Here is a 26232-nt window from a genome sequence, read left to right as displayed (position 1 = left end):
TCGGTCGGCGCCTGCTGGTTCGTTCTGGCTTGTCGCGCCCACGCGGCGGAGCCGCAAATCGATTAAGCCCCGCGCCCCTGGTGGGCTCACTCTCCCTTAGTTCAGAGCGAGGTTTGTCATGCTTGCGTCCAGGCTTAGTCGGCGTGCTGTTCTTGCCGGGACCGCGGCCGCCGCCGCGATCACTGTGGTTCCGGCCTTGCCGGCAGTCGCCGCGGCCTCCGCCACCCCCTCCTACCGCTGGCGCCAAGTCGCCATCGGCGGAACCGGTTTCGTCACCGGCGTCCTCTTCCACCCGTCCGTCCGCGGCCTCGCCTACGCCCGTACCGACATCGGCGGGGCCTACCGCTGGGACGACCGGGGCGCGTGCTGGATCCCGCTCAACGACGACCTCGGCTGGGACGACTGGAACCTCCTTGGTGTCGAGGCCATGGCCGTCGACCCCGTCCACCCCGACCGGGTCTACCTCGCGCTCGGCACCTACGCCCAGTCCTGGGCCGGCAACGGAGCCGTGCTGCGGTCGGAGAACCGCGGTGCCACCTGGGCCCGGACCGACCTCTCCGTGAAGCTCGGCGGGAACGAGGACGGGCGGGGAGCGGGGGAGCGTCTGCTGGTCGATCCTCGGGACAGCGACACGCTGTGGCTGGGCACCAGACATGACGGGCTGCTCAAGTCCACCGACCGGGGCGCCACTTGGGCCGTCGCCGACGGATTCCCCGGCACGCCCAGCGCGGGCGGCCAGGGCGTCACCCTGCTCGTCGCCGCCGGGCGGGTCCTCTACGCCGGCTGGGGCGACTCCGACGGCACCACCCCCAACCTGTACCGCACCTCCGACGGCACCACCTGGGAAACCGTCCCCGGGCAGCCTTCCGGCAAGAACGCCAAGGTGCCGATCCGGGCCGCCTACGACTGCCACCCCCGCGAGCTGTACCTCACCTACGCCGACGCGCCCGGCCCCAACGGCCAGTCCGACGGCAGCGTGCACAAGCTGGCCACGACGAGCGGCAAGTGGACCGACGTCACGCCCGTGAAGCCCGGCGGGACCACGGCTGGGGGCACCGCCCGCTCGAGCGAAGCCGAGAGTGGGGGAGGTTCCGCCGACACCTTCGGATACGGCGGGGTTTCCGTGGACGCACGCCGGCCCGGCACCGTCGTCGTCTCGACCAACAACCGCTGGGCGGCCGTGGACACCCTGTACCGGACCACGAACGGCGGCCGCACCTGGACGTCCCTGAAGGACGCCGCGGTCCTCGACGTCTCCGAGACCCCGTTCCTCACCTTCGGCGCCGACGAGCCCAAGTTCGGCTGGTGGATCCAGGCCCTCGCCGTCGACCCGTACGACTCGAAGCACATCGTCTACGGCACCGGCGCCACCCTCTACGGCACCCGCGACCTCAAGCACTGGGCCCCGCAGATCCGCGGCCTGGAGGAGACCTCCGTACGCCAGCTGATCTCGCCCCCGACCGGGGAGGCGCACCTGCTCAGCGGTCTCGGGGACGTCGGGGTGATGTACCACGAGCGGCTCACGGCGTCGCCGTCACGGGGCATGGCGAGCAACCCCGTGTTCGGGTCGGCGACGGGACTCGCCCAGGCCGCGGCCAGACCGTCGTACGTCGTCCGCACGGGCTTCGGCGACCACGGCAACGGTGCCTTCTCGAACGACGGCGGCAAGACCTGGACGCCCTTCGCGGCCCAGCCCGCCCCCGCCAAGGACGCGCCGGGCCCGATCGCCACCAACACCGACGGCAGCGTGCTGCTGTGGACCTTCGTGCACTGGGACGGCACCAAGTACCCCGCCCAGCGCTCCACCGACAACGGAGCGACCTGGGCCGAGGTCTCCACCTGCCCCAAGGGCGCCACCCCGCTCGCCGACCCGGCCGACCCGACGCGCTTCTACGCGTACGACACCGACACCGGAACCCTGTTCGCCAGCACCGACAGCGGCCTCACCTTCACCGCGCGCGCGAGCGGACTGCCCGCCGGCGACAGCCAGTTCCAGCTGACGGCGGCTCCGGGGCTCTCCGGCGACCTGTGGCTGAGCACCAAGACGAACGGCCTGTACCGGTCCACCGACGGCGGAGCGAGCTTCACCAAGCTCACCAGCTGTTGGGCCTCGCACACGCTCGCCTTCGGCAAGGCCGCCCGCGGCGCGGAGTACCCGGCGATCTACATGGTCGGCTCCACGGAGTCGATCACCGCCGTGTACCGCTCCGACGACGGTGCCAAGACCTGGGTGCGGGTCAACGACGACCAGCACCAGTGGGGCTGGATCGGCGCGACCATCGCCGCCGACCCGCGGGTGTACGGCCGGGTCTACATCGCCACCAACGGCCGGGGCATCCAGTACGGGGAGCCCGTCTGATGGCCGTCGGGAAGGGACCTTCGCTGGGCGACGCCACGCGCGGCCGCATCCTCTTCGGCGGTGACTACAACCCGGAGCAGTGGCCCGAGGAGACCTGGCTCGAAGACGTCCGGCTGATGAGGGCCGCCGGCGTCAACTCCGTCACCCTCGGCGTCTTCTCCTGGGCGAAGCTCGAGCCGAGGCCGGGAGAACGGGACTTCGGCTGGCTGGACCGGTTGATGGACCTCATGCACGACAACGGCATCGGAGTCGTCCTCGCCACCCCCACCTCCTCGCCGCCGCCGTGGATGGGCCACCTGCACCCCGACACCCTGCCCGTCACCGAGGACGGCCGCACCGAGTACTGGGGCGGACGCCAGCACTTCTCCCACTCCAGCGCCACCTACCGGCGTTACGCAGCCGCCATCACCGAGGACCTCGCCGCCCGCTACGGCGGCCACCCGGCCCTCACCCTGTGGCACATCAACAACGAGTACTGCACCTACGACTGGAGCGACGAGGCCGCCGCCCGGTTCAGGGGCTGGCTCCAGCAGAGATACGGCACCCTCGACGCCCTCAACTCCGCCTGGGGCACCGCCTTCTGGAGCCAGGGCTACGGCGACTGGGCCGAGATCCACACACCCCGCCACGCCCACTACATGAAGAACCCCACCCAGGTGCTGGACTTCAAGCGGTTCACCTCCGACATGCTCCTGGAGTGCTATACCGCCGAGCGGGACATCGTGCGCGCGGCCACCCCGCACATACCGGTGACCAGCAACTTCATGCCGCTGTGGGTCGGGCAGGACGCCTGGCGCTGGGCCGAGGAGGAGGACGTCGTCTCCGTCGACCTCTATCCCGACCCGCGTGATCCGCTGGGAGCCCAACAAGGCGCCCTCGTCCAGGACATGACCCGCTCGCAGGCACGCGGCCCCTGGATGCTCATGGAGCAGGCCGCGGGGCCGGTCAACTGGCGGGGCGTGAACCACCCCAAACCCCGTGGCCTGAACCGCCTCTGGTCCCTCCAGGCCGTCGCCCGGGGCGCTGACGCCGTCTGCTACTTCCAATGGCGCCAGTCCCGGCAGGGCGCGGAGAAGTTCCACTCCGGGATGGTCAGCCACGCGGGGGAGGAGGGGCGCACCTACCAGGAGGTCAAGCAGCTCGGCGCCGAACTGGCCGCGATGGCCGATCAGGTGACGGGCAGTCACACCCGCAACGACATCGCCGTCCTGCACGACTGGCATGCCTGGTGGGCCGGCGCCCAGGACGGCCGGCTCTCCAGCGAGGTCGACCACCCGGACGTGCTCCGGGCCTGGCACCGCGCGCTGTGGGAGGCCCACCTCACCACCGACTTCGCCCACCCCGAACACGACCTCACCGCCTACAAGGTGGTCGTCGCCCCCCAGCTCTACGCCCTCACCGACACGGCGATCGACAACCTCCTCGCCTACGTCCACCAGGGCGGCACCCTCGTCTCCGGCTTCCTCACCGGCGTCGCCGACCAGGACGACCGGGTTCGCCCCGGCGGCATGGACCCCCGGCTGCGCGAGCTGTTCGGCATCCGCACCCTGCACGAATGGTGGCCGCTGGACGCGGGGGAGCAGGCGGAATGCGACGGGTCGCCGGGCGGATTCCGCGGCACCCTGTGGTCCGAGGAGATCGAGAAGACCGAGGACGGCACGGCGGAGGCCGCCTACAAGGGCGGTGAGCTCGACGGACTGCCCGCCGTGCTGCGCAGGGGCCGAGCCTGGTACTTCTCGACGCTTCCCGAGCCCGACGCCCTGCGCGAGCTTCTCACCGGGATCGCTGCGGGTGCGGGCGTGCGACCGGTCCTCGACGACCTGCCCGACCAGGTCGAGGCCGTCCGCCGCGGCGACCTGCTCTTCCTGCTCCACCACGGGCGCGAGTCGGTGACCGTCACCGTGCCGGGCACCCACCACGACCTGCTGACGGGGAGGACCGTCACGGACGAGGTCGTGCTGGGACGTTACGGAGTGGCGGTGCTCAAGCCATGACCGACGGTCCCGTCCACGGCACCTGGGAACCCGAACCGGCCGCGCGCTGGGAGGCCGGCTTCCTCAGCGGCAACGGCCACCACGGCGCCCTCCTCTTCGGCGGCCCGGACGACGAGCGGGTCGTCGTCACCCACCACACCCTGGTCCGCCCCAACGGCGCCGAACACGCCCGCCCGCCCCGCCTCGCCGCAGAACTCCCGGCGCTCCAGGACCGGTTGCTCGCGGGTGAGCTCGATGCCGCCGAGCGCTTCACGGACGGCCGCCCGCTGCAGTGGGTGCAGCCCTTCCATCCCGCCTTCCAGATCCGGCTGCGCCGTCCCCGCGCCGCAGCCGCCGACTACCGCCGGTCCGTCGACTTCACCACCGGCGTCCTGCACACGCGGTGCCAGGGGCGGCACAGCCAGGTGTTCGTCTCCCGCGCGGACGACGTCATCGTCCAGCACGTCGAGGCGGCGGACCTGGTCGTCTCGCTGGACCACCGGCTTCCGGGCGCCCCCGGCACCATGATGGTCGGCCAGAGCATCGTCCGCGTCGCCGACGGGGCCCTCCTCACCCTCCGCGTCCGCTACCCCGACAGCGACCGCCGCTACACCGGCATCACCCTGGTCGTCCCCACGGGCGGCGGCACCGCGCTCATCCCGCCCGGCGCGCAGGTCACCGGCGCCGAGTCCGTCCTGCTGCTGACCCGCGTCGTCCGCCACAGCGGCGAACTGGACACGACCTCCCACATCGAGGCCCTGCGCGACCTGGTCCCCGAGCCCGAATCCGGGTCCGAGCCGGCGTCCGTCGCATACGGCCGACTCCTCGACCGGCACACCCCCCGCCACCGCACCGCGTACGAGCGTGTGACCCTCGACCTCGCGGCCGAGCCCGCCGAACGTGCGCTGCCCGGCTCCGAGTTGCTGGCGAAGCCCGACAGCCCGGCCCTCCTGGAACGCCTCTTCGCCGCCGGCCGCTACCACCTGCTCTCCTCCAGCGGCCTCTTCCCGCCCCGCCTCACCGGCCTGTGGACCGGCGACTGGGACACGGCATGGTCGGGAGCGTTCACCAACGACGCCAACGTCAACCTCCAGACCGCGTCCGCCGCGTACGCGGCACTTCCCGAGGTCACGGAAGCCCTGGCCGCCCTGATCCACCGTCAGCTGCCCGACTGGCGGGACAACGCCCGCGAGATCTTCGGCGCCCGGGGTGTCGTGGCGCCGCCGCACTCCGACGGCGAGTCCGGGCTGACCTACCACTTCAGCCGCGAGTACCCGCTGCACCTGTGGACCGCGGGCGCCGACTGGCTGCTCAAACCCCTGGTCGACCACGACGAGACACGCGGCGAACAGGACCCGCGCACCGCCCGCGCCCTCGCCGAAGTCGCCCTGTTCTACGAGGACTTCCTCACCCGCACGGACGCCGAAGGGCAGCTCGTCGTCGTCCCCTCCTACTCGCCCGAGAATCGCCCCGCGAACGCCGGTTGGGGCGCGATCAACGCGGCCATGGACCTCTCGGCCGCCCGGCACGCCCTGCTCACCGCCGCCGCCTACCACCCCGAGAAGGCGGAAGCCTGGCGGGCCCTCGCCGACCGGCTCCCGCCGCACCGGACCAACGCCGACGGAGCCCTCGCCGAATGGGCCTGGCCCGGCCTCGACGACACCTACGACCACCGCCACCTCAGCCACCTCTACGGCGTCTGGCCGCTCGACGAGATCACCCCCTACGACACGCCCGACCTCGCCGAGGCGGCCCACCGCGCCCTCGAACTGCGCGGCTCCGAGAACGACTCGGCCCACGGCCATCTGCACCACGCCCTCGTCGCGGCCCGGTTGCGGGACGGCGAACGGGTCGCGCACGCCCTCGGCCAGGTCCTGGGGGGCGACTTCTTCCACACCTCGCTGATGAGCGCGCACTACCCGAACCGGAACGTCTACAACGCGGACGCCGCCCACACCCTGCCCGCCGTCCTCGTCGAGATGCTCGTCCAGTCGACACCGGACCGGCTGGTGCTGCTCCCGGCGGTCCCCGCCACCTGCCCCCGAGGTGAACTACGGGGCATCCGCACCAGGTTCGGGGCCGAACTCGACCTCACCTGGAGCCCCACCGAAGCGACCGCGGTGCTGCGCCCCACCCGCACCCACCGCGTCGAACTGAGGACTTCCTCCGGCGCCGAGCCCCTCGAACTCGTCGCCGGAGAAGACCACGTCCTCCGTCTGGAGGCGTGGTAACCACCCCCGCATTTCCCCCCACCCATGGAAAGGGACACCATGGCAAAGAGCACTCTGCGCAAGATCACCACGGCGGTGCTGGCCCCTGCGATGGCCGTCGGCGCCGTCGTCGGACTCGCCTCAGCCCCCGCGTCCGCCGCCGTCTGGAGCTCCTGCGATCAGTGGGCCAACACCAGCCTGAACGGCTACACCCTCTACAACAACATCTGGGGCTCCGGCGCCGGCAGCCAGTGCATCTGGGCCAACTCCGGCACCAACTGGGGCGTCAACGCCAACCACCCCAACACCGGCGGCATCAAGTCCTACCCGAACTCCAAGAAGGTGATCAACAAGTCGATCACCTCGCTCGGTTCGCTCTCCAGCAACTACAACGTCACGGTCCCGTCGTCCGGCGCGTACAACACCTCGTACGACATCTGGGACACGAACCACGCCTACGAGATCATGCTCTGGGTCAACAAGACCGGAGCCGTCGGCCCGCTCGGCACCTCGCAGGGCAACGTGACGCTCGGCGGCCACACCTGGACCGTCTACAAGGGCAGCAACGGGTCCAACGCGGTGTTCTCGTTTGTCCGCACCTCCAACTCCACCTCCGGCTCGGTCAACATCCTCCCGATCCTGAAGTGGATCAAGGACACCAAGGGCTGGTTCGGCAACGAGACCATCGGTGACGTGCAGTTCGGCTTCGAGATCACCAGCTCGTCCGGCGGACTGAACTTCACCACCAACAACCTGACCGTAAGCAGCAGTTGACCTGACCGTGGGGCAGCGTCGGGTTGGATGGGGGCATGCGTACCACCACCCCCCTCCGACGTGCCCTGATCACCGTGATCGCGACCGCGGCCGTCGTTCTCACCGCGACGGGTACCGCGGTCGCGATTCCGGTCCCCGCCACGCCCGTGGTGGCCCCCCACCTGGCCGCCCGGTCTCTCTCCGCCCTGCATCCCGTCGTCGAACTCACCGCCGCACGCCTGGCCACCGCCGACCTGGTCGCCGCCGCCAAGTGGGGCACCGACAGCCCCATCGACGACCCCGCTCGCGAACAGCAGGTCCTCGACAACGTGGCCGCCCAGGCCCAGCAACTCGGCGCCGACCCGGACGAGATCCGGGTGATCTTCCGCGACCAGATCGAGGCCAACAAGATCGTCCAGCGCGGGCTCTTCCAGCGCTGGACCGACCACCCCGACGAGGCACCGACGACCAAGCCGGACCTGAACGTCGTACGGCAGGAGATCAACCGGGTGACCAGCGCCCTGGTCGAGACCCTCGCCACCACCGCCGACGACCGGGGCGCGGTCACCTGCCGTCCCGAACTCCTTCTCGCTGCCCTCCGGGTCCATCACGCGAACCACCTCGACGCCCTGCACACCAGGGCCCTGGCTCGCGCTCTTCGCTCGATCTGCGGAAGCTGACCCCCACACGACGAAGCGGCCGGCCCACCCCCGTGGGACCGGCCGCTCCGCTACGGCTACTCCGCCACCGGAAGCCGCGCCCCGTCCCGCAGGAACAACGGAATCCGGTCCAGCGGGGCGTCGACGGTCACCGTCGTGCCGCCCTCGTACGTCTCACCCGTCCACGCGTCCGTCCAGCTCGCGCCCGCCGGGAGATAGGCCGTACGGGCCGTCGCCCCCGCCGTGAGGACCGGCGCCACCAGAAGATCCGCCCCGAAGAGATACGCGTCGTCGACCGTCCACGTCGCCTGGTCCTCCGGGAACTCCACGAACAGCGGCCGCATGGGAGTCAGCCCCTCCTCATGCGCCTCCCGCATCACCCGCAGGACATACGGCTTCAGCCGCTCACGCAGCCGCAGGTACTTCTCCAGGATCGCGCCGGCCTCCTCGCCGTACGACCACACCTCGTTCGGGCCGCCCGTCATGTCCGGACCCAGCGGCATGCCCGGGTCGCGGAAGCCGTGCAGGCGCATCAGCGGGGACAGCGCGCCGAACTGGAACCAGCGGACCATGACCTCGCGGTACGCCGGGTCGTCCGGGTCGCCGCCGTGGAAGCCGCCGATGTCGGTGTTCCACCAGGGGATGCCGGACATCGCGGTGTTGAGACCGGCCGCGATCTGCTCGCGCAGGGTCGGGAAGTCGGTGCCGATGTCACCGGACCACAGGGCGGCGCCGTAGCGCTGACTGCCCGCCCAAGCAGAGCGGTTGAGGGTGATGACCTCCTCACCGGCGGCCGTCAGGCCCTCGTGGAAGGTGCGGGAGTTCTCGGCCGGGTACATGTTGCCGACCTCCAGACCGGGGCCCGCCCAGTAGCGCAGGTTCTCCTGGAAGCCGGGCTTGAGCTCCGGCTCGCAGGCGTCCAGCCAGAACGCCGTGATGCCGTACGGGGCGAGGTAGTTGTCGCGCACCTTCGACCACATGAACTCGCGGGCCTCGGGGTTCGTCGCGTCGTAGAAGGCCACCTGGACGGTGGAGGCGACCCCCTTGTCGGGCCAGTCGGCGTGCGCCATCGGGCCGTACTGGGTGCCGATGAACCAGCCGCGCTGCTCCATCAGGGCGTGGTTCTCACTGAGCGGCGACACCGACGGCCAGACGCTCACCACCAACTTGATGCCCAGCTCGTCCAGTTCGCGGACCATCGCCGCCGGGTCGGGCCACTCGGCAGGGTCGAACTTCCACTCACCGAGGTGCGTCCAGTGGAAGAAGTCGCAGACGATCGCGGAGAGGGGCAGCCCGCGTCGCTTGTACTCCCTTGCCACGGAGAGGAGTTCGTCCTGGGTGCGGTAGCGCAGCTTGCACTGCCAGAAGCCCGCGGCCCACTCCGGCAGCATCGGGGTGCGGCCGGTCACCGCGCTGTAGCGGCGCTGGCCGTCGGCCGGGGTGCCCGCGGTGATCCAGTAGTCGATCTGGCGGGCCGAGTCGGCCACCCAGCGGGTGCCGTTGTGGGCGAGCTCCACGCGGCCGATCGCCGGGTTGTTCCACAGCAGGGTGTAGCCGCGGCTGGAGGCGAGGACCGGGATGGCGACCTCGGCGTTGCGCTGGATCAGGTCGAGGACCAGGCCCTTCTGGTCCAGCTTGCCGTGCTGGTGCTGGCCCAGGCCGTACAGCTTCTCGTCGTCGTAGGCGGCGAAGCGCTGCTCCAGACGGTGGTGGCCGTTGCCGACCGCCGTGTACAGACGCGAGCCGGGCCACCAGAAGTGGGCGCGGGCCTCCGCGAGCAGCTCGGCGGAGTCCTCGGTGCGCAGGAAGCGGATCTGTCCCTCGGCGTCGACGTGGACGGTCAGCGCGCCCACCGTCAACTGGCCTTCCCCGTCACCGATCTTGACCGTGCTCTCGGTGGCCGGCGGCTCGTCGAGCAGGGCGCCCGGCAGCCCCTCCAGGATCGGCCCGCCGAGCCGGGCACGCACCCGCACCGCGTCCGGGCCCCAGGGCTCGACGCGTACGGTCTCCTGGCGGCCGCTCCACTCCAGCGCGCCGTCCCGCTCCCGGAACGTGCCGACAGTGGGGGACGACTGCGCGAGACTGACCTTGGGCTGGATTTCGGCAGGCTGAGTCACGGAGGGTGCTCCTGAAGGGGAGGACAGACAAGGGGGTGCCCCGGCAGGGGCCATGCAGGAGTTTCGGTCAGGAGAGGGTTTCGGTCAGGAGGCGGCCGGGCCGGTGCTGGACCGGACCGTCAACTCGGGCTCGATCAGGACGACTTCGTCCTCACCGCGGCCCTCCAGCTTGGCGACCAGCCGCTCCAGGGCGTGCCGGCCCATCTCCTGGGCGGGGATGGCAACCGAGGTGAGCCGCACCGAGGCCTGGACGGCGACCTGTTCGGGGCAGATCGCGACCACCGAGACGTCCTCGGGGATGGCCCGGCCCTGCTGGCGCAGCAGCGCGAGCAGCGGCTCGACGGCCTGCTCGTTCTGCACGACGAAGCCCGTGGTGGACGGACGCTCGTCCAGGATGCGGGCGAGGGTCACGGCCATCGCGTCGTACCCGCCGTCGCACGGCCGGTGCAGCAGCCGTACGCCCAACTCCTGGGCCCGCGACCGGAGTCCGTCCAGGGTGCGCTCGGCGAAACCGGTGTGCCGTTCGTAGACCGCCGGGGCCTCGCCGATGACAGCGATGTCGCGGTGACCGAGCTTCGCGAGGTGCTCGACGCACAGCGCGCCGGTGGCCCGGAAGTCGAGGTCGACGCAGGTGAGTCCGGAGGTGTCTGCGGGCAGGCCGATGAGCACGGACGGCTGGTCGGTGCCGCGCAGCAACGGCAGCCGCTCGTCGTCGAGTTCGACGTCCATCAGGATCATCGCGTCGGCGAGCCCGCTGCCGGTGACACGGCGTACCGCGTCCGGACCCTCCTCGCCGGTGAGCAGCAGGACGTCGTACCCGTGCGTCCGTGCCGTGGTGGCCACCGCGATGGCGATCTCCATCATCACCGGCACGTACATGTCGGTGCGGAGCGGGATCATCAGCGCGATGATGTTCGACCTGCTGCTGGCGAGTGCGCGGGCGCCCGCGTTCGGGTGGTAGCCGAGTTCGCGGATGCTCTCCTCGACCCGCTGCCGGGTGCTCGTCGAGATGGACCGCTTGCCACTGAGGACATAGCTCACCGTGCTCGCCGAGACTCCGGCGTGCTGGGCGACCTCGGCGAGGGTGACCATCCAGCTCTCCAAGCTTTGTGAAGCGCTTCGACAGTGCGCAGTACGAACAGTGGCGGGTGGGGGTGGTTCGACAGTAGCTCCCCCGGGAGTGGGTGTCCATAGGTTGTCGAAGCGCTTCGACAAGGACTCTTCGGCGGGCGGCGCGCGAGAGCGGAGCCGACACCGGCGGACCCCCTCCGGCCTGGCCCTTCCGGCCTCGACGGGGTACGGCTTCCTGCCTACCACGACCGTCCGCGGAGGGCCATGGACCGGGGGCAAGCGAGCCCCGCACCGGAGCGCCCCGGCGACGGGCACCGGCGGGATGGCACCGTACACCCGGGGCGGGGTGCACGCGGGCCGTCGGCGCGGCTTACGGGGTGCCGTGGCAGTCGAGCCCGCCGCGGCTTACGGGGTGCCGTGGCAGCCGAGCCTGGTGCCCCATACCCACGGGGCCGTACGGGGCGCCGTGGCAGCCGAGCCCGCCGCGGCTTACGGGGCGGCAGCCGAGCCCGCCGTGCCCCATACCCACGGGTACGGGGCGCCGAAGCAGCCGAGCCCGCCGTGCTTCGCACCGACCTCGGGCCGGGCCGGAGCGGGCCGACGGCACCCTGGCTCTCCTGCTGGAGCCGGCCGCGACGCCCGCGACCGCCGCACAGGCCGTCGCGGGCGGCCTGCTCGCCGCCGACGAGACGCTGAGGGGCCCTGAGGGCCCGCCTGGTGCGTGGCCTCGACCTCGCAGTCCCGCTCGCCGGCACCACGAGCCCGGCCCCCGGCCTGCCCCGGATGGCCCGGGTCGGTGAGCCCGGCCGCCGGCCTGCCGATCACGGTCGGGTTCCGAGCCCGGCCACCTGCTTGTCCGTGCGGGTTGTCGAGCCCGGCCTCCGGGCCTCCCGATCGGAGGCGGTTCCGAGAGCATGGTCCTCGGCATGTCCGGCTGAGGCGACGGGCCTGGTCTCGGGGCCTGCCGGTCGGCGTCGGTTCCAAGAGTCCGGTCTCCGGCGTGTTCGTGCCGGTCGGTGAGCCCGGTCCTCGGCCTGTCCGTGCCGGTCGGTGACCCCGGCCCCCGGTCTGTTCGTGCCGGTCGGCGAGCCCGGCCCCCGGCCTGCCCCGGATGGCCCGGGTCGGTGAGCCCGGCCGCCGGCCTGCCGATCACGGTCGGGTTGGCCCGGCCACCTGCTTGTCCGTGCGGGTTGTCGAGCCCGGCCTCCGGGCCTCCCGATCGGAGGCGGTTCCGAGAGCATGGTCCTCGGCGTGCCCGCCCGGGTCGACGGGCCTGGTCTCCGGGCCTGCCGGTCGGGGCTGGTTCCGAGAGCCCGGCCCCCGGCCTGTTCGCGCCGGTCGGTGAGCCCGGCCCCCGGCCGGTCCGTACCGGTCGGCGAGCCCGCTCACAGGCCGGTCCGTACCGGTCGGCGAGCCCGCTCACAGGCCGGTCCGTACCGGTCGGCGAGCCCGCTCATAGGCCCGTCCGTGCCGGTCGGTGAGCCCGGTCCCGGGCTGCCCAGCGGTCGGCGAGCCCGGCCCCCGGACCCGTCCGCCCGGGTCCGGGGGCCGCAGGTTCCCGAGGGCCGGCCGGAGTCACTCGTTCGGCTCCGACTCCTCCCGCCATGAAACGTCGCCCCGCCCCGCAGCTGTACCCCGGGAAGACCGCCGACGGTAGGAGCGGCCCACCGGAGTGACGCGGGACATCCACCGGGCACGGGAACGTCGGTCACGGCCCACTGGACACCGAGTCGTATTCCGTCGACATCGGCCGAACGGCCGCGCGAAGGGTGGTGAGCTCGCCCCGGATCAGGTACATACGATCGGGTAGCACCCGTCGGTAACCATACGACCCCAAGATCCCCAAGATCCCCCTTCACGACGAGGTGAGCCTGATGTCCGCACCGTCCACCAAGCCCGTCGTCACCGAGCGCGAGGCCCGCGAGGTGGCGGAGGCCGCCCGGGAGCAGGACTGGCGCAAGCCCAGCTTCGCCAAGGAACTGTTCCTCGGGCGGTTCCGGCTCGACCTCATCCACCCCCACCCGATGCCCCCGCAGGAGGACGCACAGCGCGGCGAGGAGTTCCTCACCAAACTCCGCGACTTCTGCGAGACCAAGGTCGACGGCGCCCTCATCGAACGAGAGGCCCGCATCCCCGACGACGTCGTGAGCGGGCTCAAGCAACTCGGCGCCTTCGGCATGAAGATCGACACCAAGTACGGCGGCCTCGGCCTCACCCAGGTGTACTACAACAAGGCGCTGGCCCTCGCGGGTTCCGCGAGCCCGGCGATCGGCGTGCTGCTCTCGGCCCATCAGTCGATCGGCGTACCCCAGCCGCTGAAGCTGTTCGGCACCCAGGAGCAGAAGGAGACCTTCCTGCCCCGGTGCGCCCGCACCGACATCAGCGCCTTCCTCCTCACCGAACCGGACGTCGGCTCCGACCCGGCCCGCCTCGCCACCACCGCCGTACCCGACGGAGAGGACTACCTCCTCGACGGAGTGAAACTGTGGACCACCAACGGCGTGGTCGCCGACCTCCTCGTCGTCATGGCCCGCGTCCCGAAGTCCGACGGTCACAAGGGCGGCATCACCGCCTTCGTCGTCGAGACCGACTCACCCGGCATCACCGTCGAGAACCGCAACGCCTTCATGGGCCTGCGCGGCATCGAGAACGGCGTCACCCGCTTCCACCAGGTCCGGGTCCCGGCGGCCAACCGCATCGGCCCCGAGGGCGCCGGCCTGAAGATCGCCCTGACCACCCTCAACACCGGCCGCCTCTCGCTGCCCGCCTCCTGCGTGGCCGCCGGCAAATGGTGCCTGAAGATCGCCCGCGAGTGGTCCGCCGCCCGCGAACAGTGGGGCAAGCCGATCGCCCACCACGAGGCCGTCGGCGCCAAGATCTCCTTCATCGCGGCGACGACGTTCGCCCTGGAGGCCGTACTCGACCTGTCCTCCCAGATGGCGGACGAGAACCGCAACGACATCCGCATCGAAGGCGCCCTCGCCAAGCTCTACGCCTCCGAGATGGGCTGGCTCATCGCCGACGAACTCGTCCAGATCCGCGGCGGCCGCGGCTTCGAGACCGCCGACTCCCTCCGGGCCCGCGGCGAGAAGGCGGTCCCCGCCGAACAGGTCCTGCGCGACCTGCGCATCAACCGCATCTTCGAGGGCTCCACGGAGATCATGCACCTGCTGATCGCCCGCGAGGCCGTCGACGCCCACCTGTCCGTCGCCGGTGACCTCATCGACCCGGAGAAGTCCCTCGGCGACAAGGCCAAGGCCGGCGCGAACGCAGGCGTCTTCTACGCCAAGTGGCTCCCGAAACTGGTCGCGGGACCCGGCCAACTGCCCAACTCCTACAGCGAGTTCAAGCGCGAGGTCGACCTCTCGACACATCTGCGCTACGTCGAACGCACGGCCCGCAAACTCGCCCGCTCCACCTTCTACGCCATGTCCCGCTGGCAGGGCCGCATGGAGACCAAACAGGGCTTCCTCGGCCGGATCGTCGACATCGGCGCCGAACTCTTCGCGATGAGCGCGGCCTGCGTACGCGCCGAACTCCTGTACAGCACCGAGTCCCACGGCCGCGAGGCCTACCAGCTCGCCGACGCCTTCTGCCGGCAGTCCCGCCTGCGCGTCGAGGAACTCTTCGGCCGCCTCTGGAACAACACCGACGACCAGGACCGCAAGGTCGTCAAGGGCGTCATGTCCGGCACCTACTCCTGGCTCGAGGACGGCATCGTCGACCCCTCCGGCGAAGGCGTCTGGATCGCGGACGCCACCCCCGGCCCCTCCGAGAAGGAGAACGTCCACCGCCCCATCCGCTGACCACTCACCACAGCGCGCCCCCCGGGAGGGGGACGCGCTGTCCTCCTACGGCGTCCTTACGGCCACAATGGAGGGATGAGCGACAGTCCAGCCCCCCTCGCCGACCCACACCTGGTCTACGACCCCCTCGCGGGCGACGGCCCCAAGGACGTGGTGATCCTCGGTTCCACGGGCTCCATCGGGACCCAGGCCATCGACCTCGTGCTGCGCAACCCCGACCGCTTCCGGGTGACCGGGCTCTCCGCCAACGGCGGCCGGATCGCGCTCCTCGCCGAGCAGGCGTACCGGCTCAGGGCGCGGACCGTCGCGGTCGCCCGCGAGGACGTCGTACCGCAGCTCCGCGAGGCGCTCAGCGGCCTCTACGGCGCCAGCGAGCCGCTCCCCGAGATCCTCGCGGGACCGGACGCGGCCACCCAGCTCGCCGCCTCCGACGCGCACACCGTCCTCAACGGCATCACCGGCTCCATCGGACTCGCCCCGACTCTCGCCGCCCTGGAGGCGGGCCGCACCCTCGCGCTCGCCAACAAGGAGTCGCTCATCGTGGGCGGCCCGCTGGTGAAGGCCCTCGCCAAGCCCGGCCAGATCATCCCCGTCGACTCCGAGCACGCGGCCCTCTTCCAGGCCCTGGCCTCCGGGACGAGGGCCGACGTACGCAAGCTGGTCGTGACAGCCTCCGGCGGCCCCTTCCGCGGCCGTACGAAGGCCGACCTCGCGCAGGTGACCGTCGAGGACGCCCTCGCCCACCCCACCTGGGCCATGGGCCCGGTCATCACCATCAACTCCGCGACCCTCGTCAACAAGGGACTGGAAGTCATCGAGGCGCACCTCCTCTACGACATTCCCTTCGACCGCATTGAGGTGGTCGTGCATCCCCAGTCGTATGTCCACTCGATGGTTGAGTTCACGGACGGATCCACGATCGCCCAGGCGACGCCCCCCGACATGCGCGGGCCGATCGCCATCGGCCTGGGCTGGCCCGAACGCGTCCCCGACGCGGCGCCCGCCTTCGACTGGAGCAAGGCGTCGACCTGGGAGTTCTTCCCGCTCGACAACGACGCGTTTCCCTCGGTCAACCTTGCGAGACACGTGGGACAGCTCGCGGGCACGGCCCCGGCGGTGTTCAATGCCGCCAACGAGGAGTGCGTCGAGGCCTTCCGGGCCGGCGCACTGCCGTTCAACGGGATCATGGAGACCGTGACCCGGGTGGTGGACGAGCACGGCACCCCGCGCGGGGGAACCTCGCTCACCGTCGCGGACGTCCTCGAAGCGGAGACCTGGGCGCGGACCCGGGCCCGGGAACTGACGGCACAGACGGCGGAGGCCCGTGCATGACGACCCTGATGTTCATCCTCGGCATAGTGCTCTTCGCCTTCGGCCTGCTGGTGTCGATCGCGTGGCACGAGCTGGGGCACCTGTCCTTCGCCAAGCTCTTCGGCATCCGCGTGCCGCAGTACATGGTCGGCTTCGGCCCGACCGTGTTCTCACGCAAGAAGGGCGAGACGGAGTACGGCATCAAGGCCGTCCCCTTCGGCGGCTACATCCGCATGATCGGCATGTTCCCGCCCGGCGACGACGGCCGTATCAGCGCCCGCTCCACGTCCCCCTGGCGCGGCATGATCGAGGACGCCCGCTCGGCGGCCTTCGAGGAGCTCCAGACCGGCGACGAGAAACGCCTCTTCTACACCCGTAAGCCCTGGAAACGGGTCATCGTGATGTTCGCGGGCCCCTTCGCGAACCTGATCCTCGCCGTGGCCCTGTTCCTCACGGTCCTCATGGGCTTCGGCATCTCCCAGCAGACCAACACGGTCAGCTCGGTCTCCAAGTGCGTCATCGCCCAGAGTCAGAACCGCGAGAACTGCAAGGCTTCCGACCCGGCCTCCCCGGCCGCGGCCGCCGGCCTCAAGGCGGGCGACAAGATCCTCTCGTTCAACGGCGTGAAGACGGACGACTGGAACAAGCTCTCCGACCTCATCCGCGCCAACCCCGACAAGACGGTCCCGATAGTCGTCGAGCGCGACGGCAAGGACGTCACCCTCACCGCGAAGATCGCCTCCAACCAGGTCGCCAAGAAGGACTCCAGCGGCCAGTACGTCCAGGGCGAGTACGTCACCGCCGGCTTCCTCGGCTTCAGCGCCGCCACCGGCATCGTCAAGCAGGACTTCGGCGACTCCCTGGTCTGGATGGGCGACCGCGTCGGCGAGGCCGTCGACTCCCTCGCCGCTCTCCCCGGCAAGATCCCGGCCCTGTGGAACGCGGCCTTCGGCGACGCCCCGCGCGAGCCGGACTCCCCGATGGGCGTGGTCGGCGCGGCGAGGGTCGGCGGCGAGATCTTCACCCTCGACATCCCGCCCACCCAGCAACTCGCCATGGCCCTGATGCTGGTAGCGGGCTTCAACCTCTCCCTGTTCCTCTTCAACATGCTCCCACTGCTCCCCCTGGACGGCGGCCACATCGCGGGCGCCCTGTGGGAGTCCCTGCGCCGCAACCTGGCAAAGGTCCTGAAGCGCCCGGACCCGGGCCCGTTCGACGTGGCGAAGCTGATGCCGGTGGCTTATGTGGTGGCGGGGATCTTCATCTGCTTTACGGTCCTCGTCCTGATCGCGGACGTCGTTAACCCAATCCGCATCTCCTAGCCATACGGCGTTCGAGGCGGCCCGGTGTGCTCCATGCCGGGCCGTCTCCCATTGAGTGGGTTTGGCGGCGCTGATGTGCTCGTGCCTGCGCCGGTGCCGTAATCTCGAAGTCCGGAGCCCGCTGCTGACGGGACCGGACCTTGATCCACGACTTGGGGTTGCACAGCAGATGACTGCGATTTCTCTCGGCATGCCGTCCGTTCCGACCAAGCTCGCCGAGCGCCGGAAGAGCCGGCAGATCCAGGTCGGCACGGTGGCCGTGGGCGGCGACGCCCCGGTCTCGGTCCAGTCGATGACGACGACCCGTACGTCCGACATCGGCGCGACCCTCCAGCAGATCGCCGAGCTCACGGCCTCCGGCTGCCAGATCGTGCGCGTGGCCTGCCCGACCCAGGACGATGCCGACGCCCTCGCGACGATCGCCCGCAAGTCGCAGCTCCCGGTGATCGCGGACATCCACTTCCAGCCCAAGTACGTCTTCGCGGCCATCGAGGCGGGCTGCGCGGCGGTCCGTGTGAACCCCGGCAACATCAAGCAGTTCGACGACAAGGTCAAGGAGATCGCGCGGGCCGCGAAGGACCACGGCACCCCGATCCGCATTGGCGTGAACGCGGGCTCCCTGGACCGCCGGCTGCTCCAGAAGTACGGCAAGGCGACGCCCGAGGCGCTCGTCGAGTCGGCCCTGTGGGAGGCGTCCCTCTTCGAGGAGCACGACTTCCGGGACATCAAGATCTCGGTCAAGCACAACGACCCGGTCATCATGATCGAGGCGTACAAGCAGCTGGCCGCGCAGTGCGACTACCCCCTCCACCTCGGCGTCACGGAGGCGGGCCCGGCGTTCCAGGGCACCATCAAGTCGGCCGTCGCCTTCGGTGCCCTCCTCTCCCAGGGCATCGGCGACACCATCCGCGTCTCCCTCTCCGCGCCCCCCGTGGAGGAGGTCAAGGTCGGCAACCAGATCCTGGAGTCGCTGAACCTCAAGCAGCGCGGCCTGGAGATCGTCTCCTGCCCGTCCTGCGGCCGCGCCCAGGTGGACGTCTACAAGCTGGCCGAGGAGGTCACCGCGGGCTTGACCGGCATGGACGTCCCCCTCCGCGTGGCCGTCATGGGCTGTGTCGTCAACGGCCCGGGCGAGGCCCGCGAGGCCGACCTCGGCGTCGCCTCCGGCAACGGCAAGGGCCAGATCTTCGTCAAGGGCGAGGTCATCAAGACCGTCCCCGAGTCCAAGATCGTGGAGACCCTCATCGAGGAGGCCATGAAGCTGGCCGAGCAGATGGAGGCGGACGGCGTCTCCTCCGGCGAGCCGTCGGTGTCGGTCGCGGGCTGACGCCTGCGGAGTCGGGACAGGGCCGAAGCGAGGTCTGGGGGCGCAGCCCCCAGAGACGGCCACCGGGACACCGGGCGCCTCAGAGGCAACCGGCACTTGAACACAGGTCGGCACGGCTCAGCTTCCGCAGGTACAGTGCGGAGATCAGCAGACCCCAGTGTGAGGCCCCGCCCGTGTTGACCCAGACGACCTCCCGGGTCCTCGAACCGAGCGACCTGGACGCCGCGCTCGCCGTCCTCGACCGTGAGCCGGTCGCGAACGCCTTCGTGACGTCGAGGGTGCAGGTCGCCGGCCTCGACCCGTGGCGGCTCGGCGGCGAGATGTGGGGCTGGTACGAGGACGGCATGCTCACGTCCCTCTGCTACGCCGGCGCCAACCTGGTCCCGATCTGCGCGACTCCCCGAGCCGTCCGTGCCTTCGCCGACCGTGCCCGGCGCGGGGGCCGCCGCTGCTCCTCCATCGTCGGCCCCGCCGAACCCACCTCCCAGCTGTGGCGCCTGCTGGAGCCCAGCTGGGGCCCGGCCCGGGACGTCCGCGCCCACCAGCCCCTCATGGTCACCGACCGCATGCCCACCGACATCGCTCCGGATCCGTACGTCCGTCGCATCCGCAAGGACGAGATGGAGACGATCATGCCGGCGTGCGTGGCGATGTTCACGGAGGAGGTCGGCGTCTCCCCGCTGGCAGGCGACGGCGGCCTCCTCTACCAGGCACGTGTCGCCGAACTGGTCGGTTCCGGCCGCTCGTTCGCCCGCCTCGACGAACACGGCAAGGTCGTCTTCAAGGCGGAGATCGGCGCCGCGACGGACCGGGCCTGCCAGATCCAGGGCGTCTGGGTGGCCCCCGAGTACCGGGGCAGGGGAGTGGCGGCGCCCGGGATGGCGGCGGTGCTGCGGTACGCCCTCGCGGATGTGGCCCCGGTGGTCAGCCTGTACGTCAACGACTTCAACACGGCGGCGAGGCGGACGTACACGAGGGTGGGCTTCCAGGAAGTCGGCGCCTTCATGAGCGTCCTGTTCTGAACCCGGCTGTTCGCGGGCGCGGGGAACCGCACGACCGGCCTCCGCCGGCCCCACCCGCCCCCACCGTCCCGCCCCGGCACACAGCCGAACTCCCCTGTACGCTCCCGGCATGGACCTCGTCATCGGCCCCCTCGACCTGTCGGCCCACGTGGACGAGGCCCTGGCGGTTCAAGCCGTCGCGTTCGGTCTCGGCGCGGACGAGGTAGCGGTCCGCCGCCAGATCGTCCTGCGCCACATGACCTACCCGGGCGCGAGAGCACTCGGCGCGACCGCCGGTGGGCACCTCGTGGGTTTCGTGTACGGCATGCCCAACGACCGCACCCACTGGTGGTCCACCGTCGTGGAGCCCTACCTCCGCGCCCAGCACAATGAGATCTGGCTCGACGACTCCTTCGTGATCACCGAGCTCCACGTCCACCCGCACCACCAGAACCGAGGCATCGGACGCACCCTGATCACCAGCATCACCGACAGTGCGACCGAGCCCCGTTCGATCCTCTCCGCGATCGACATCGACAGCCCGGCCCGCGGCCTGTACCACTCGCTCGGCTACCGGGACCTCGCCCGCCAGGTCCTGTTCCCGAGCGCCCCGAAGCCGTACGCCGTGATGGGCGCCCCCCTGCCGCTGCGCCGCCGCTGACCGATTTCCACCGGCACCCGGCCCCCGGCTAACCTCCAGGGGGGCGCCTGACACATTCCCGCCTGCCCGGCGACGTCTGGCACGCACTCCCCCACTGCCCAAAAGGCGTGGGGGGACCCCCAGCCGCGTTGCCGAACCGCCCGCGTGGCTCCGCCACGCACCAGACGCCGCCGGGCCCGCCCTCCGGGCGGACGACGGGAATGTGGCAGGCACCCCCAGCCATCACCCTTTCCGGCAGGAGTACGAGAATCATGGCCAACGCACCGGTCCAGCGCATGTCCCAGTTGATGGCGAAGACGCTGCGCGACGACCCGGCGGACGCCGAGGTCCTCAGTCACAAGCTGCTCGTGCGCGCCGGGTACGTCCGCCGCACCGCCGCCGGCATCTGGTCCTGGCTGCCGCTCGGCAAGAAGGTGCTGGCCAACGTCGAGCGGATCGTCCGCGAGGAGATGGACGCGATCGGCGCCCAGGAGGTGCTGCTCCCCGCCCTGCTGCCGCGCGAGCCGTACGAGGCCACCGGCCGCTGGGACGAGTACGGCGCCGAGCTGTTCCGGCTCCAGGACCGCAAGGGCGGCGACTACCTCCTCGGTCCGACCCACGAGGAGATCTTCACCCTGCTGGTGAAGGACCAGGCGTCCTCCTACAAGGACCTGCCGGTCATCCTCTACCAGATCCAGCACAAGTACCGTGACGAGGCCCGTCCCCGGGCCGGCATCCTGCGCGGCCGCGAGTTCCTGATGAAGGACTCCTACTCCTTCGACACCGAGGACGAGGGCCTGGCCCGGTCCTACGCCCTGCACCGCCAGGCGTACCAGAAGGTCTTCGAGCGCCTGGGCCTCGACTACCGCATCTGCGCCGCCACCGCCGGTGCGATGGGCGGCTCCAAGTCGGAGGAGTTCCTCGCGCCCGCCGAGGCCGGCGAGGACACCTTCGCGGACTGCCCGAACTGCGACTTCGCGGCCAACACCGAGGCGATCACGTACGAGTTGAAGCCGGTGGACGGCTCCTCCCTGCCCGCCCTCGAAGAGATCCCCACCCCGGACACCCCCACCATCGAGACCCTCGCCGCCCATCTCGGCGTCGCGGCCTCCGACACCCTCAAGAACCTCCTCGTGAAGGTCGACGGCGAGATCGTGGCCGTCGGTGTCCCCGGTGACCGCGAGGTCGACCTGGGCAAGGTGGAGGCGCACTTCGCGCCCGCCGCCGTGGAGTTGGTGACGGCGGAGGACTTCGTCGGGCGTCCCGACCTCGTCCGCGGCTACGTCGGTCCGCAGGGCCTGGGCGAGAAGGTGAAGTACCTCGCCGACCCGCGGGTGGCCCCCGGCACCTCCTGGATCACCGGCGCGAACAAGGAGCACACGCACGCGAAGAACGTCGTCGCGGGCCGTGACTTCGAGGTCGACGAGTACGTCGACGTCGTGGTCGTCCAGGAGGGCGACCCGTGCCCGAAGTGCGGCACCGGCCTCAAGCTGGACCGCGCCATCGAGATCGGCCACATCTTCCAGCTGGGCCGCAAGTACGCCGACGCCCTCAAGCTCGACGTCCTCGGCCAGAACGGCAAGCCGGTCCGCGTGACCATGGGCTCCTACGGCATCGGCGTCTCCCGCGCGGTGGCCGCCCTCGCCGAGCAGTCCGCCGACGACAAGGGCCTGTGCTGGCCGGCCGAGGTCGCCCCGGCCGACGTGCACGTGGTCGCCGCCGGCAAGGCCCTTCAGATCGAACTCGCCCTCGACGTCTCCGAGAAGCTGCGCGAGGCGGGCCTCAGGGTCCTCGTCGACGACCGCGCCGGTGTCTCCCCGGGCGTGAAGTTCACGGACTCCGAGCTCATCGGCGTACCTCAGATCCTGGTCGCGGGCCGCCGTTCGGCGGAGGGTGTCCTGGAGCTCAAGGACCGCCGCACCGGTGAGCGCGAGGAGCTGACGGTGGACGAGGCGATCGCCCGCCTGAGCGCCTGAGCAACGCTCCCGGAGGGTTCTGCCGGAGGCGCCGCGGGCGCCTCCGGCACTCCGCCCGGCAGCCGTGACGAGCCGTCACAGCCACCCGGCGAACTCCAGCAGCAACTCGGCGTCCTTCGGCCGCCCCACCCGCAGCGCCCGCACCCCCGACTCCACGGCCCGGAACAGCGTCCACGCCCGCAGCCGCTCCTGATCCACCTCCAGCGACTCCGCGAGCCGCTTGATCCGGCGCCGGGTCGTCGCCGCCCCCGAGGGCGTGGCGATCAGGTCCTCCACCCGGTCCCGCACCAGCCGGGCAAGATCGAACGCGCACTCCCCGACGACGGGGTCGGGTCCGACGGCGAGCCACGGAGACCGCGCACCGGACAGGACCTTGCTCTGCCGGAACGTGCCGTGCAGCAACCGCTCCTCCGGCGGCGCGGCCAGCAGCGACTCCCGTGCGTCGAGTGCCGCGCCCACCAGCCCCGCGACCTCCGCGGGAGCAGCTTGCATGACCGCGGCCTGCCGCCCGGTCCGCTCGGCCACCGTCTCGAAGACATGGGCGTGGTCGTCGTCGGGAGGCTCCACCCACAGCCGCCGCAAGGTGCCGGCCGCCTCCAGCAACGCCTTCGCCTCCGGCAGCGACCGCACGGAGACGTCGGGATGCAGCCGTTCGAGAAGCAGCACACCCTCGGTGACGAAGGGCTCCAGCAGCCGTACGGCTCCTCGCCCGTCCCAGTGCGCGAGAGCCGCCCGCTCGCTCTCCGGCCGGGCCCGGGGCGGAGCCAGCTTGAGCACGGCCGGTGTCCCGTCGGGCTGCCGTACGAGCACGACGAGGCTGCTGCGCCCTCCGGGCACCTGGACCCGCTCCACCATCAACTCGCGCAGCGCGACGGCCTGTCCGGCGGTCCCGGGCAGCTTGTCCACCCAGTCGTCGGCGTCCGGCACGCTCTCGCCGAGCGCCCGCACCAGCCGCTGCGGTGGTTCGAAAGCCATGCGCGAGTCGTTCCCTTCCAGTACCGCGTTACGCCCTGGGGGCCGCCGAAGAATCCGAGGCCGGGGACGCGGGCGACACCGTGGTCGCCCGCTCGGCGAGCCCAGGGAAGGCTACGCTCTCCCCGCGCCAGCGCACCGCGCGCACCGCGGCCTCCCGCAGCGCCTCGGCTGCCGTGCTCCGCCGTTCGCCCCGGCTCGCCCGCACCACGTCGGAGTACACCCCGGCCACCCGGTCCTCCAGGTCGGCGGCGAGCCGTACCGCCGCGGCCGGGTCCGGCACCGGGAAGGGCAGCGCGTACGCCGCCGCCGCGGCCACCGGCGTCCCGCCCAGGCCCCGCACCGCACGCACCAGGGCGTCCCGGCGGGCCCGGTGGGCGTCATAGGCGGCCTTGGCCTCCGCGCGCCGGCCCTCGCCGATCCGGCCGCCGACGACGCCGTAGCCGTAGACGGCGGCGTGCTCGGCGGCCAGCGCCTTCTGGAGGGCCTCCAGCTCCTGCTTCTGGCTCATCGGGGGGTCTCCGTCAGCAGATAGGCGTGGGCCGCGCCGGCCGCCGCCACCGAGGCCAGCAGCCGGGCCAGCTCGCCCGGCACGTCAAGGAGCTCCTTGGCCCGCCGGTCTGCCAGCGCCCGCTCGGCGGCGGCCAGCTGGGCGAGGGCGTCCTTCCCGGTCACGGGCACGGGCACGGTGGCCGACGGCGACGGCGACGGCGACGGCGACGGCGACGGTGAGGCGCTGCCCGACGGACCGGGGGAGGCCGCCGTGACCGTGCCCTCGAACGCCTCCACATGCCGCACGGCCTCCGCCCGCAGCGGCCCCACCCGCTCCGCGAGCGTCGGATGGACGGCCAGGACGGCGTCGTACCGCTCGACGATCCCCCGGCTGTCCCGAGCCGCCCGCACGCGTGCCCGCTCGACCACGGACGGACTGCCGGCGGTGCCCTCCTCGCTGCTTCCGGTCCCGTCGGAGCACCCCGCGAGAAGGGCGCCCCCGGCGACCGAGGCGAGCAGGGATCTTCTCCGCGGCCCCGAAGAGACGCGCGGCAAAGGCGGGTACGGCACGGCAGACGTCCTCAGGAAGCTCGTACGAACACACGGGCGGGGGGTCAGCCCGCTGGCGATCACCGTACCCGCGCATCCGATGTCACCTGGACGGCAACACCCTCCGCGACCGGATACCCTTTGACCTGACACGCGACCTACCCACAACAGCACACGCGGCCGAGGAGTCACCCGGATGAGCACCACCCAGAGCGAGAGGCTGCGAGAGCTCCTGGAACCGCTCGTCACCTCCCAGGGCCTGGATCTCGAAGAGATCGCAGTGGACTCCGTAGGACGAAAGCGGGTGCTGCGCGTCGTCGTCGACTCGGACACCGGAGCCGACCTGGACCAGATCGCCGATGTGAGCCGCGCGCTCTCGGCGAAGCTCGACGAGACCGACGCGATGGGCACGGGGGAGTACACCCTCGAGGTCGGCACCCCGGGCGCCGAGCGCCTCCTCAAGGAGCACCGGCACTACGTGCGGGCCGTGGACCGGCTGGTGAAATTCCAGCTGACCGAGGACGGCGGCGAACTGGTCGCCAGGATCCTGAAGGTCGACGACGAGGGCCTCGACCTCGAGGTGCCCGGTGTGAAGGGCCGCAAGGCCACCGCCCGCAGGCTCGCCTTCTCCGACATCGACAGGGCGCGCGTGCAGGTCGAGTTCAGCCGCAAGGACAAGAACGAAGAGGAGGCGTAGCCGTGGACATCGACATGAGTGCCCTGCGGGGTTTGGTACGGGAGAAGGAGATCTCCTTCGACCTGTTGGTCGAGGCGATCGAGTCGGCCCTCCTCATCGCCTACCACCGCACCGAGGGAAGCCACCGCCACGCGCGCGTGAAGCTCGACCGGGACTCCGGACACGTGGTCGTGTGGGCGAAGGAGGACCCCGAGGAGCTCGAAGAGGGCCAGGAACCCCGGGAGTTCGACGACACCCCGTCCGACTTCGGCCGTATCGCCGCCACCACCGCCAAGCAGGTCATCCTGCAGCGGCTGCGCGACGCCGAGGACGACGCGACGCTCGGTGAGTACGCGGGGCGCGAGGGCGACATCGTCATGGGCATGGTCCAGCAGGGCCGCGACCCGAAAAACGTGCTCGTGGACATCGGCAAGCTGGAGGCCATCCTGCCGGTGCAGGAGCAGGTCCCCGGCGAGACGTACCCGCACGGGATGCGGCTTCGGTCGTACGTCGTACGGGTGGCCAGGGGTGTCCGCGGTCCGTCCGTCACCCTGTCCCGCACGCACCCCAATCTGGTGAAGAAGCTCTTCGCCCTGGAGGTGCCCGAGATCGCCGACGGGTCCGTCGAGATCGCCGCGATCGCCCGCGAGGCCGGTCACCGCACCAAGATCGCCGTACGGTCCACCCGTTCGGGCCTGAACGCCAAGGGTGCCTGCATCGGCCCCATGGGCGGCCGTGTGCGCAATGTCATGGGTGAACTGAACGGTGAGAAGATCGACATCGTCGACTGGTCGGACGACCCGGCCGAGATGGTGGCGAACGCCCTCTCACCGGCCCGTGTCTCCAAGGTCGAGGTCGTGGACATGGCTGCCCGCTCCGCGCGTGTGACCGTCCCGGACTACCAACTCTCCCTCGCCATCGGCAAGGAGGGGCAGAACGCCCGGCTCGCGGCCCGGCTCACCGGCTGGCGGATCGACATCCGTCCGGACACCGAGCAGACCGGCGAGTAGCGCTGCGT

General features: G+C 71.2%; 19 protein-coding genes. 14 read left to right on the top strand and 5 right to left on the bottom strand.

What is annotated here, in order from left to right:
* Positions 1 to 118: 118 nt before the first annotated feature.
* Genes ABZT06_RS17175 through ABZT06_RS17155 form a run of 5 tightly spaced genes read left to right on the top strand, consistent with a single transcriptional unit; the run spans position 119 to position 7975 of the window.
* Positions 119 to 2359: a 1,4-beta-glucanase gene (locus tag ABZT06_RS17175; RefSeq protein ID WP_355741003.1), complete on the top strand. Its 2241-nt coding sequence runs from the start codon at positions 119 to 121 to the stop codon at positions 2357 to 2359.
* On the top strand, positions 2359 to 4353 hold the full coding sequence (locus tag ABZT06_RS17170; RefSeq protein WP_355741001.1) for a beta-galactosidase: 1995 nt from the start codon (positions 2359 to 2361) through the stop codon (positions 4351 to 4353). The genes ABZT06_RS17175 and ABZT06_RS17170 overlap by 1 nt, the downstream gene beginning before the upstream one ends.
* Positions 4350 to 6563 carry a glycoside hydrolase N-terminal domain-containing protein gene (locus ABZT06_RS17165; protein ID WP_355740999.1) on the top strand — a complete coding sequence of 738 codons (2214 nt, stop codon included), beginning with the start codon at positions 4350 to 4352 and terminating at the stop codon, positions 6561 to 6563. Before ABZT06_RS17170 ends, ABZT06_RS17165 begins: the two co-directional genes overlap by 4 nt.
* A gap of 39 nt (positions 6564 to 6602) precedes the next feature.
* Positions 6603 to 7316, top strand: a complete 714-nt coding sequence (locus ABZT06_RS17160) for a hypothetical protein (protein WP_355740997.1) — start codon at positions 6603 to 6605, stop codon at positions 7314 to 7316.
* A gap of 35 nt (positions 7317 to 7351) precedes the next feature.
* A complete protein-coding gene (locus tag ABZT06_RS17155; protein WP_355740995.1) occupies positions 7352 to 7975 on the top strand; it encodes a chorismate mutase in 624 nt (207 codons plus the stop codon).
* 56 nt (positions 7976 to 8031) lie between these two features.
* On the opposite strand, the gene ABZT06_RS17150 is transcribed toward ABZT06_RS17155, so the two are convergent.
* Both ABZT06_RS17150 and ABZT06_RS17145 read right to left on the bottom strand, forming a co-directional pair.
* The gene (locus ABZT06_RS17150) at positions 8032 to 10071 is read right to left on the bottom strand and encodes a TIM-barrel domain-containing protein (protein ID WP_355740993.1); all 2040 of its coding nucleotides are present in this window, start codon (positions 10069 to 10071) and stop codon (positions 8032 to 8034) included.
* 84 nt (positions 10072 to 10155) lie between these two features.
* Positions 10156 to 11163 (bottom strand): LacI family DNA-binding transcriptional regulator, encoded by a 1008-nt coding sequence (locus ABZT06_RS17145; protein ID WP_355740991.1) that lies wholly within the window; start codon positions 11161 to 11163, stop codon positions 10156 to 10158.
* 1853 nt (positions 11164 to 13016) lie between these two features.
* Between ABZT06_RS17145 and ABZT06_RS17140 the strand changes: the two genes are divergently transcribed.
* The 7 genes from ABZT06_RS17140 to ABZT06_RS17110 all read left to right on the top strand — a co-directional run bounded on the left by ABZT06_RS17140 (position 13017) and on the right by ABZT06_RS17110 (position 22525).
* Positions 13017 to 14948 (top strand): acyl-CoA dehydrogenase family protein, encoded by a 1932-nt coding sequence (locus ABZT06_RS17140; protein ID WP_355740989.1) that lies wholly within the window; start codon positions 13017 to 13019, stop codon positions 14946 to 14948.
* Positions 14949 to 15023: 75 nt separating this feature from the next.
* Positions 15024 to 16280: a 1-deoxy-D-xylulose-5-phosphate reductoisomerase gene (dxr, locus tag ABZT06_RS17135; RefSeq protein WP_355740987.1), complete on the top strand. Its 1257-nt coding sequence runs from the start codon at positions 15024 to 15026 to the stop codon at positions 16278 to 16280.
* A gap of 8 nt (positions 16281 to 16288) precedes the next feature.
* A complete protein-coding gene (locus ABZT06_RS17130; RefSeq protein ID WP_355741470.1) occupies positions 16289 to 17581 on the top strand; it encodes a site-2 protease family protein in 1293 nt (430 codons plus the stop codon).
* 169 nt (positions 17582 to 17750) lie between these two features.
* The gene (ispG, locus tag ABZT06_RS17125; protein ID WP_355740985.1) at positions 17751 to 18908 is read left to right on the top strand and encodes a flavodoxin-dependent (E)-4-hydroxy-3-methylbut-2-enyl-diphosphate synthase; all 1158 of its coding nucleotides are present in this window, start codon (positions 17751 to 17753) and stop codon (positions 18906 to 18908) included.
* Positions 18909 to 19081: 173 nt separating this feature from the next.
* Entirely contained in the window at positions 19082 to 19930 is an 849-nt protein-coding gene (locus ABZT06_RS17120; RefSeq protein ID WP_355740983.1) for a GNAT family N-acetyltransferase, read from the top strand.
* 109 nt (positions 19931 to 20039) lie between these two features.
* On the top strand, positions 20040 to 20570 hold the full coding sequence (locus ABZT06_RS17115; RefSeq protein WP_355740980.1) for a GNAT family N-acetyltransferase: 531 nt from the start codon (positions 20040 to 20042) through the stop codon (positions 20568 to 20570).
* A gap of 251 nt (positions 20571 to 20821) precedes the next feature.
* On the top strand, positions 20822 to 22525 hold the full coding sequence (locus ABZT06_RS17110) for a proline--tRNA ligase (RefSeq protein WP_355740978.1): 1704 nt from the start codon (positions 20822 to 20824) through the stop codon (positions 22523 to 22525).
* Positions 22526 to 22600: 75 nt separating this feature from the next.
* Here ABZT06_RS17110 and ABZT06_RS17105 read toward each other — a convergent pair whose 3' ends face one another.
* From ABZT06_RS17105 to ABZT06_RS17095, 3 genes are read right to left on the bottom strand one after another with little or no spacing between them, the layout of a single operon-like run.
* A complete protein-coding gene (locus ABZT06_RS17105; RefSeq protein ID WP_355740976.1) occupies positions 22601 to 23500 on the bottom strand; it encodes an aminoglycoside phosphotransferase family protein in 900 nt (299 codons plus the stop codon).
* 28 nt (positions 23501 to 23528) lie between these two features.
* On the bottom strand, positions 23529 to 24008 hold the full coding sequence (locus ABZT06_RS17100; RefSeq protein WP_355740974.1) for a ferritin-like domain-containing protein: 480 nt from the start codon (positions 24006 to 24008) through the stop codon (positions 23529 to 23531).
* Positions 24005 to 24559, bottom strand: a complete 555-nt coding sequence (locus ABZT06_RS17095) for a hypothetical protein (protein ID WP_355740972.1) — start codon at positions 24557 to 24559, stop codon at positions 24005 to 24007. Before ABZT06_RS17095 ends, ABZT06_RS17100 begins: the two co-directional genes overlap by 4 nt.
* A gap of 175 nt (positions 24560 to 24734) precedes the next feature.
* Here ABZT06_RS17095 and rimP point away from each other — a divergent pair, with 175 nt between their 5' ends.
* On the top strand, positions 24735 to 25235 hold the full coding sequence (gene rimP / locus ABZT06_RS17090; RefSeq protein ID WP_355740970.1) for a ribosome maturation factor RimP: 501 nt from the start codon (positions 24735 to 24737) through the stop codon (positions 25233 to 25235).
* Between the two features lie 2 nt (positions 25236 to 25237).
* Positions 25238 to 26224, top strand: a complete 987-nt coding sequence (gene nusA / locus ABZT06_RS17085; protein WP_355740968.1) for a transcription termination factor NusA — start codon at positions 25238 to 25240, stop codon at positions 26222 to 26224.
* Positions 26225 to 26232: the final 8 nt, after the last annotated feature.

This window comes from Streptomyces sp. NPDC005483 (assembly GCF_040606035.1).
In the GTDB taxonomy this organism is placed as follows: domain Bacteria; phylum Actinomycetota; class Actinomycetes; order Streptomycetales; family Streptomycetaceae; genus Streptomyces.
The sequence above is the reverse complement of the archived record's forward strand: the minus strand, read 5'-3'. Positions and strand labels throughout refer to the sequence as shown.

Bases quoted from the DNA above. Each gene is read 5' to 3' on its own strand.
- ABZT06_RS17175 (WP_355741003.1), top strand. From the start codon at position 119: ATGCTTGCGTCCAGGCTTAGTCGGCGTGCTGTTCTTGCCGGGACCGCG.
- ABZT06_RS17170 (WP_355741001.1), top strand. From the start codon at position 2,359: ATGGCCGTCGGGAAGGGACCTTCGCTGGGCGACGCCACGCGCGGCCGC.
- ABZT06_RS17165 (WP_355740999.1), top strand. From the start codon at position 4,350: ATGACCGACGGTCCCGTCCACGGCACCTGGGAACCCGAACCGGCCGCG.
- ABZT06_RS17160 (WP_355740997.1), top strand. From the start codon at position 6,603: ATGGCAAAGAGCACTCTGCGCAAGATCACCACGGCGGTGCTGGCCCCT.
- ABZT06_RS17155 (WP_355740995.1), top strand. From the start codon at position 7,352: ATGCGTACCACCACCCCCCTCCGACGTGCCCTGATCACCGTGATCGCG.
- ABZT06_RS17145 (WP_355740991.1), bottom strand. From the start codon at position 11,163: ATGGTCACCCTCGCCGAGGTCGCCCAGCACGCCGGAGTCTCGGCGAGC.
- ABZT06_RS17140 (WP_355740989.1), top strand. From the start codon at position 13,017: ATGTCCGCACCGTCCACCAAGCCCGTCGTCACCGAGCGCGAGGCCCGC.
- dxr (WP_355740987.1), top strand. From the start codon at position 15,024: ATGAGCGACAGTCCAGCCCCCCTCGCCGACCCACACCTGGTCTACGAC.
- ABZT06_RS17130 (WP_355741470.1), top strand. From the start codon at position 16,289: ATGTTCATCCTCGGCATAGTGCTCTTCGCCTTCGGCCTGCTGGTGTCG.
- ispG (WP_355740985.1), top strand. From the start codon at position 17,751: ATGACTGCGATTTCTCTCGGCATGCCGTCCGTTCCGACCAAGCTCGCC.
- ABZT06_RS17115 (WP_355740980.1), top strand. From the start codon at position 20,040: ATGGACCTCGTCATCGGCCCCCTCGACCTGTCGGCCCACGTGGACGAG.
- ABZT06_RS17110 (WP_355740978.1), top strand. From the start codon at position 20,822: ATGGCCAACGCACCGGTCCAGCGCATGTCCCAGTTGATGGCGAAGACG.
- ABZT06_RS17105 (WP_355740976.1), bottom strand. From the start codon at position 23,500: ATGGCTTTCGAACCACCGCAGCGGCTGGTGCGGGCGCTCGGCGAGAGC.
- ABZT06_RS17100 (WP_355740974.1), bottom strand. From the start codon at position 24,008: ATGAGCCAGAAGCAGGAGCTGGAGGCCCTCCAGAAGGCGCTGGCCGCC.
- rimP (WP_355740970.1), top strand. From the start codon at position 24,735: ATGAGCACCACCCAGAGCGAGAGGCTGCGAGAGCTCCTGGAACCGCTC.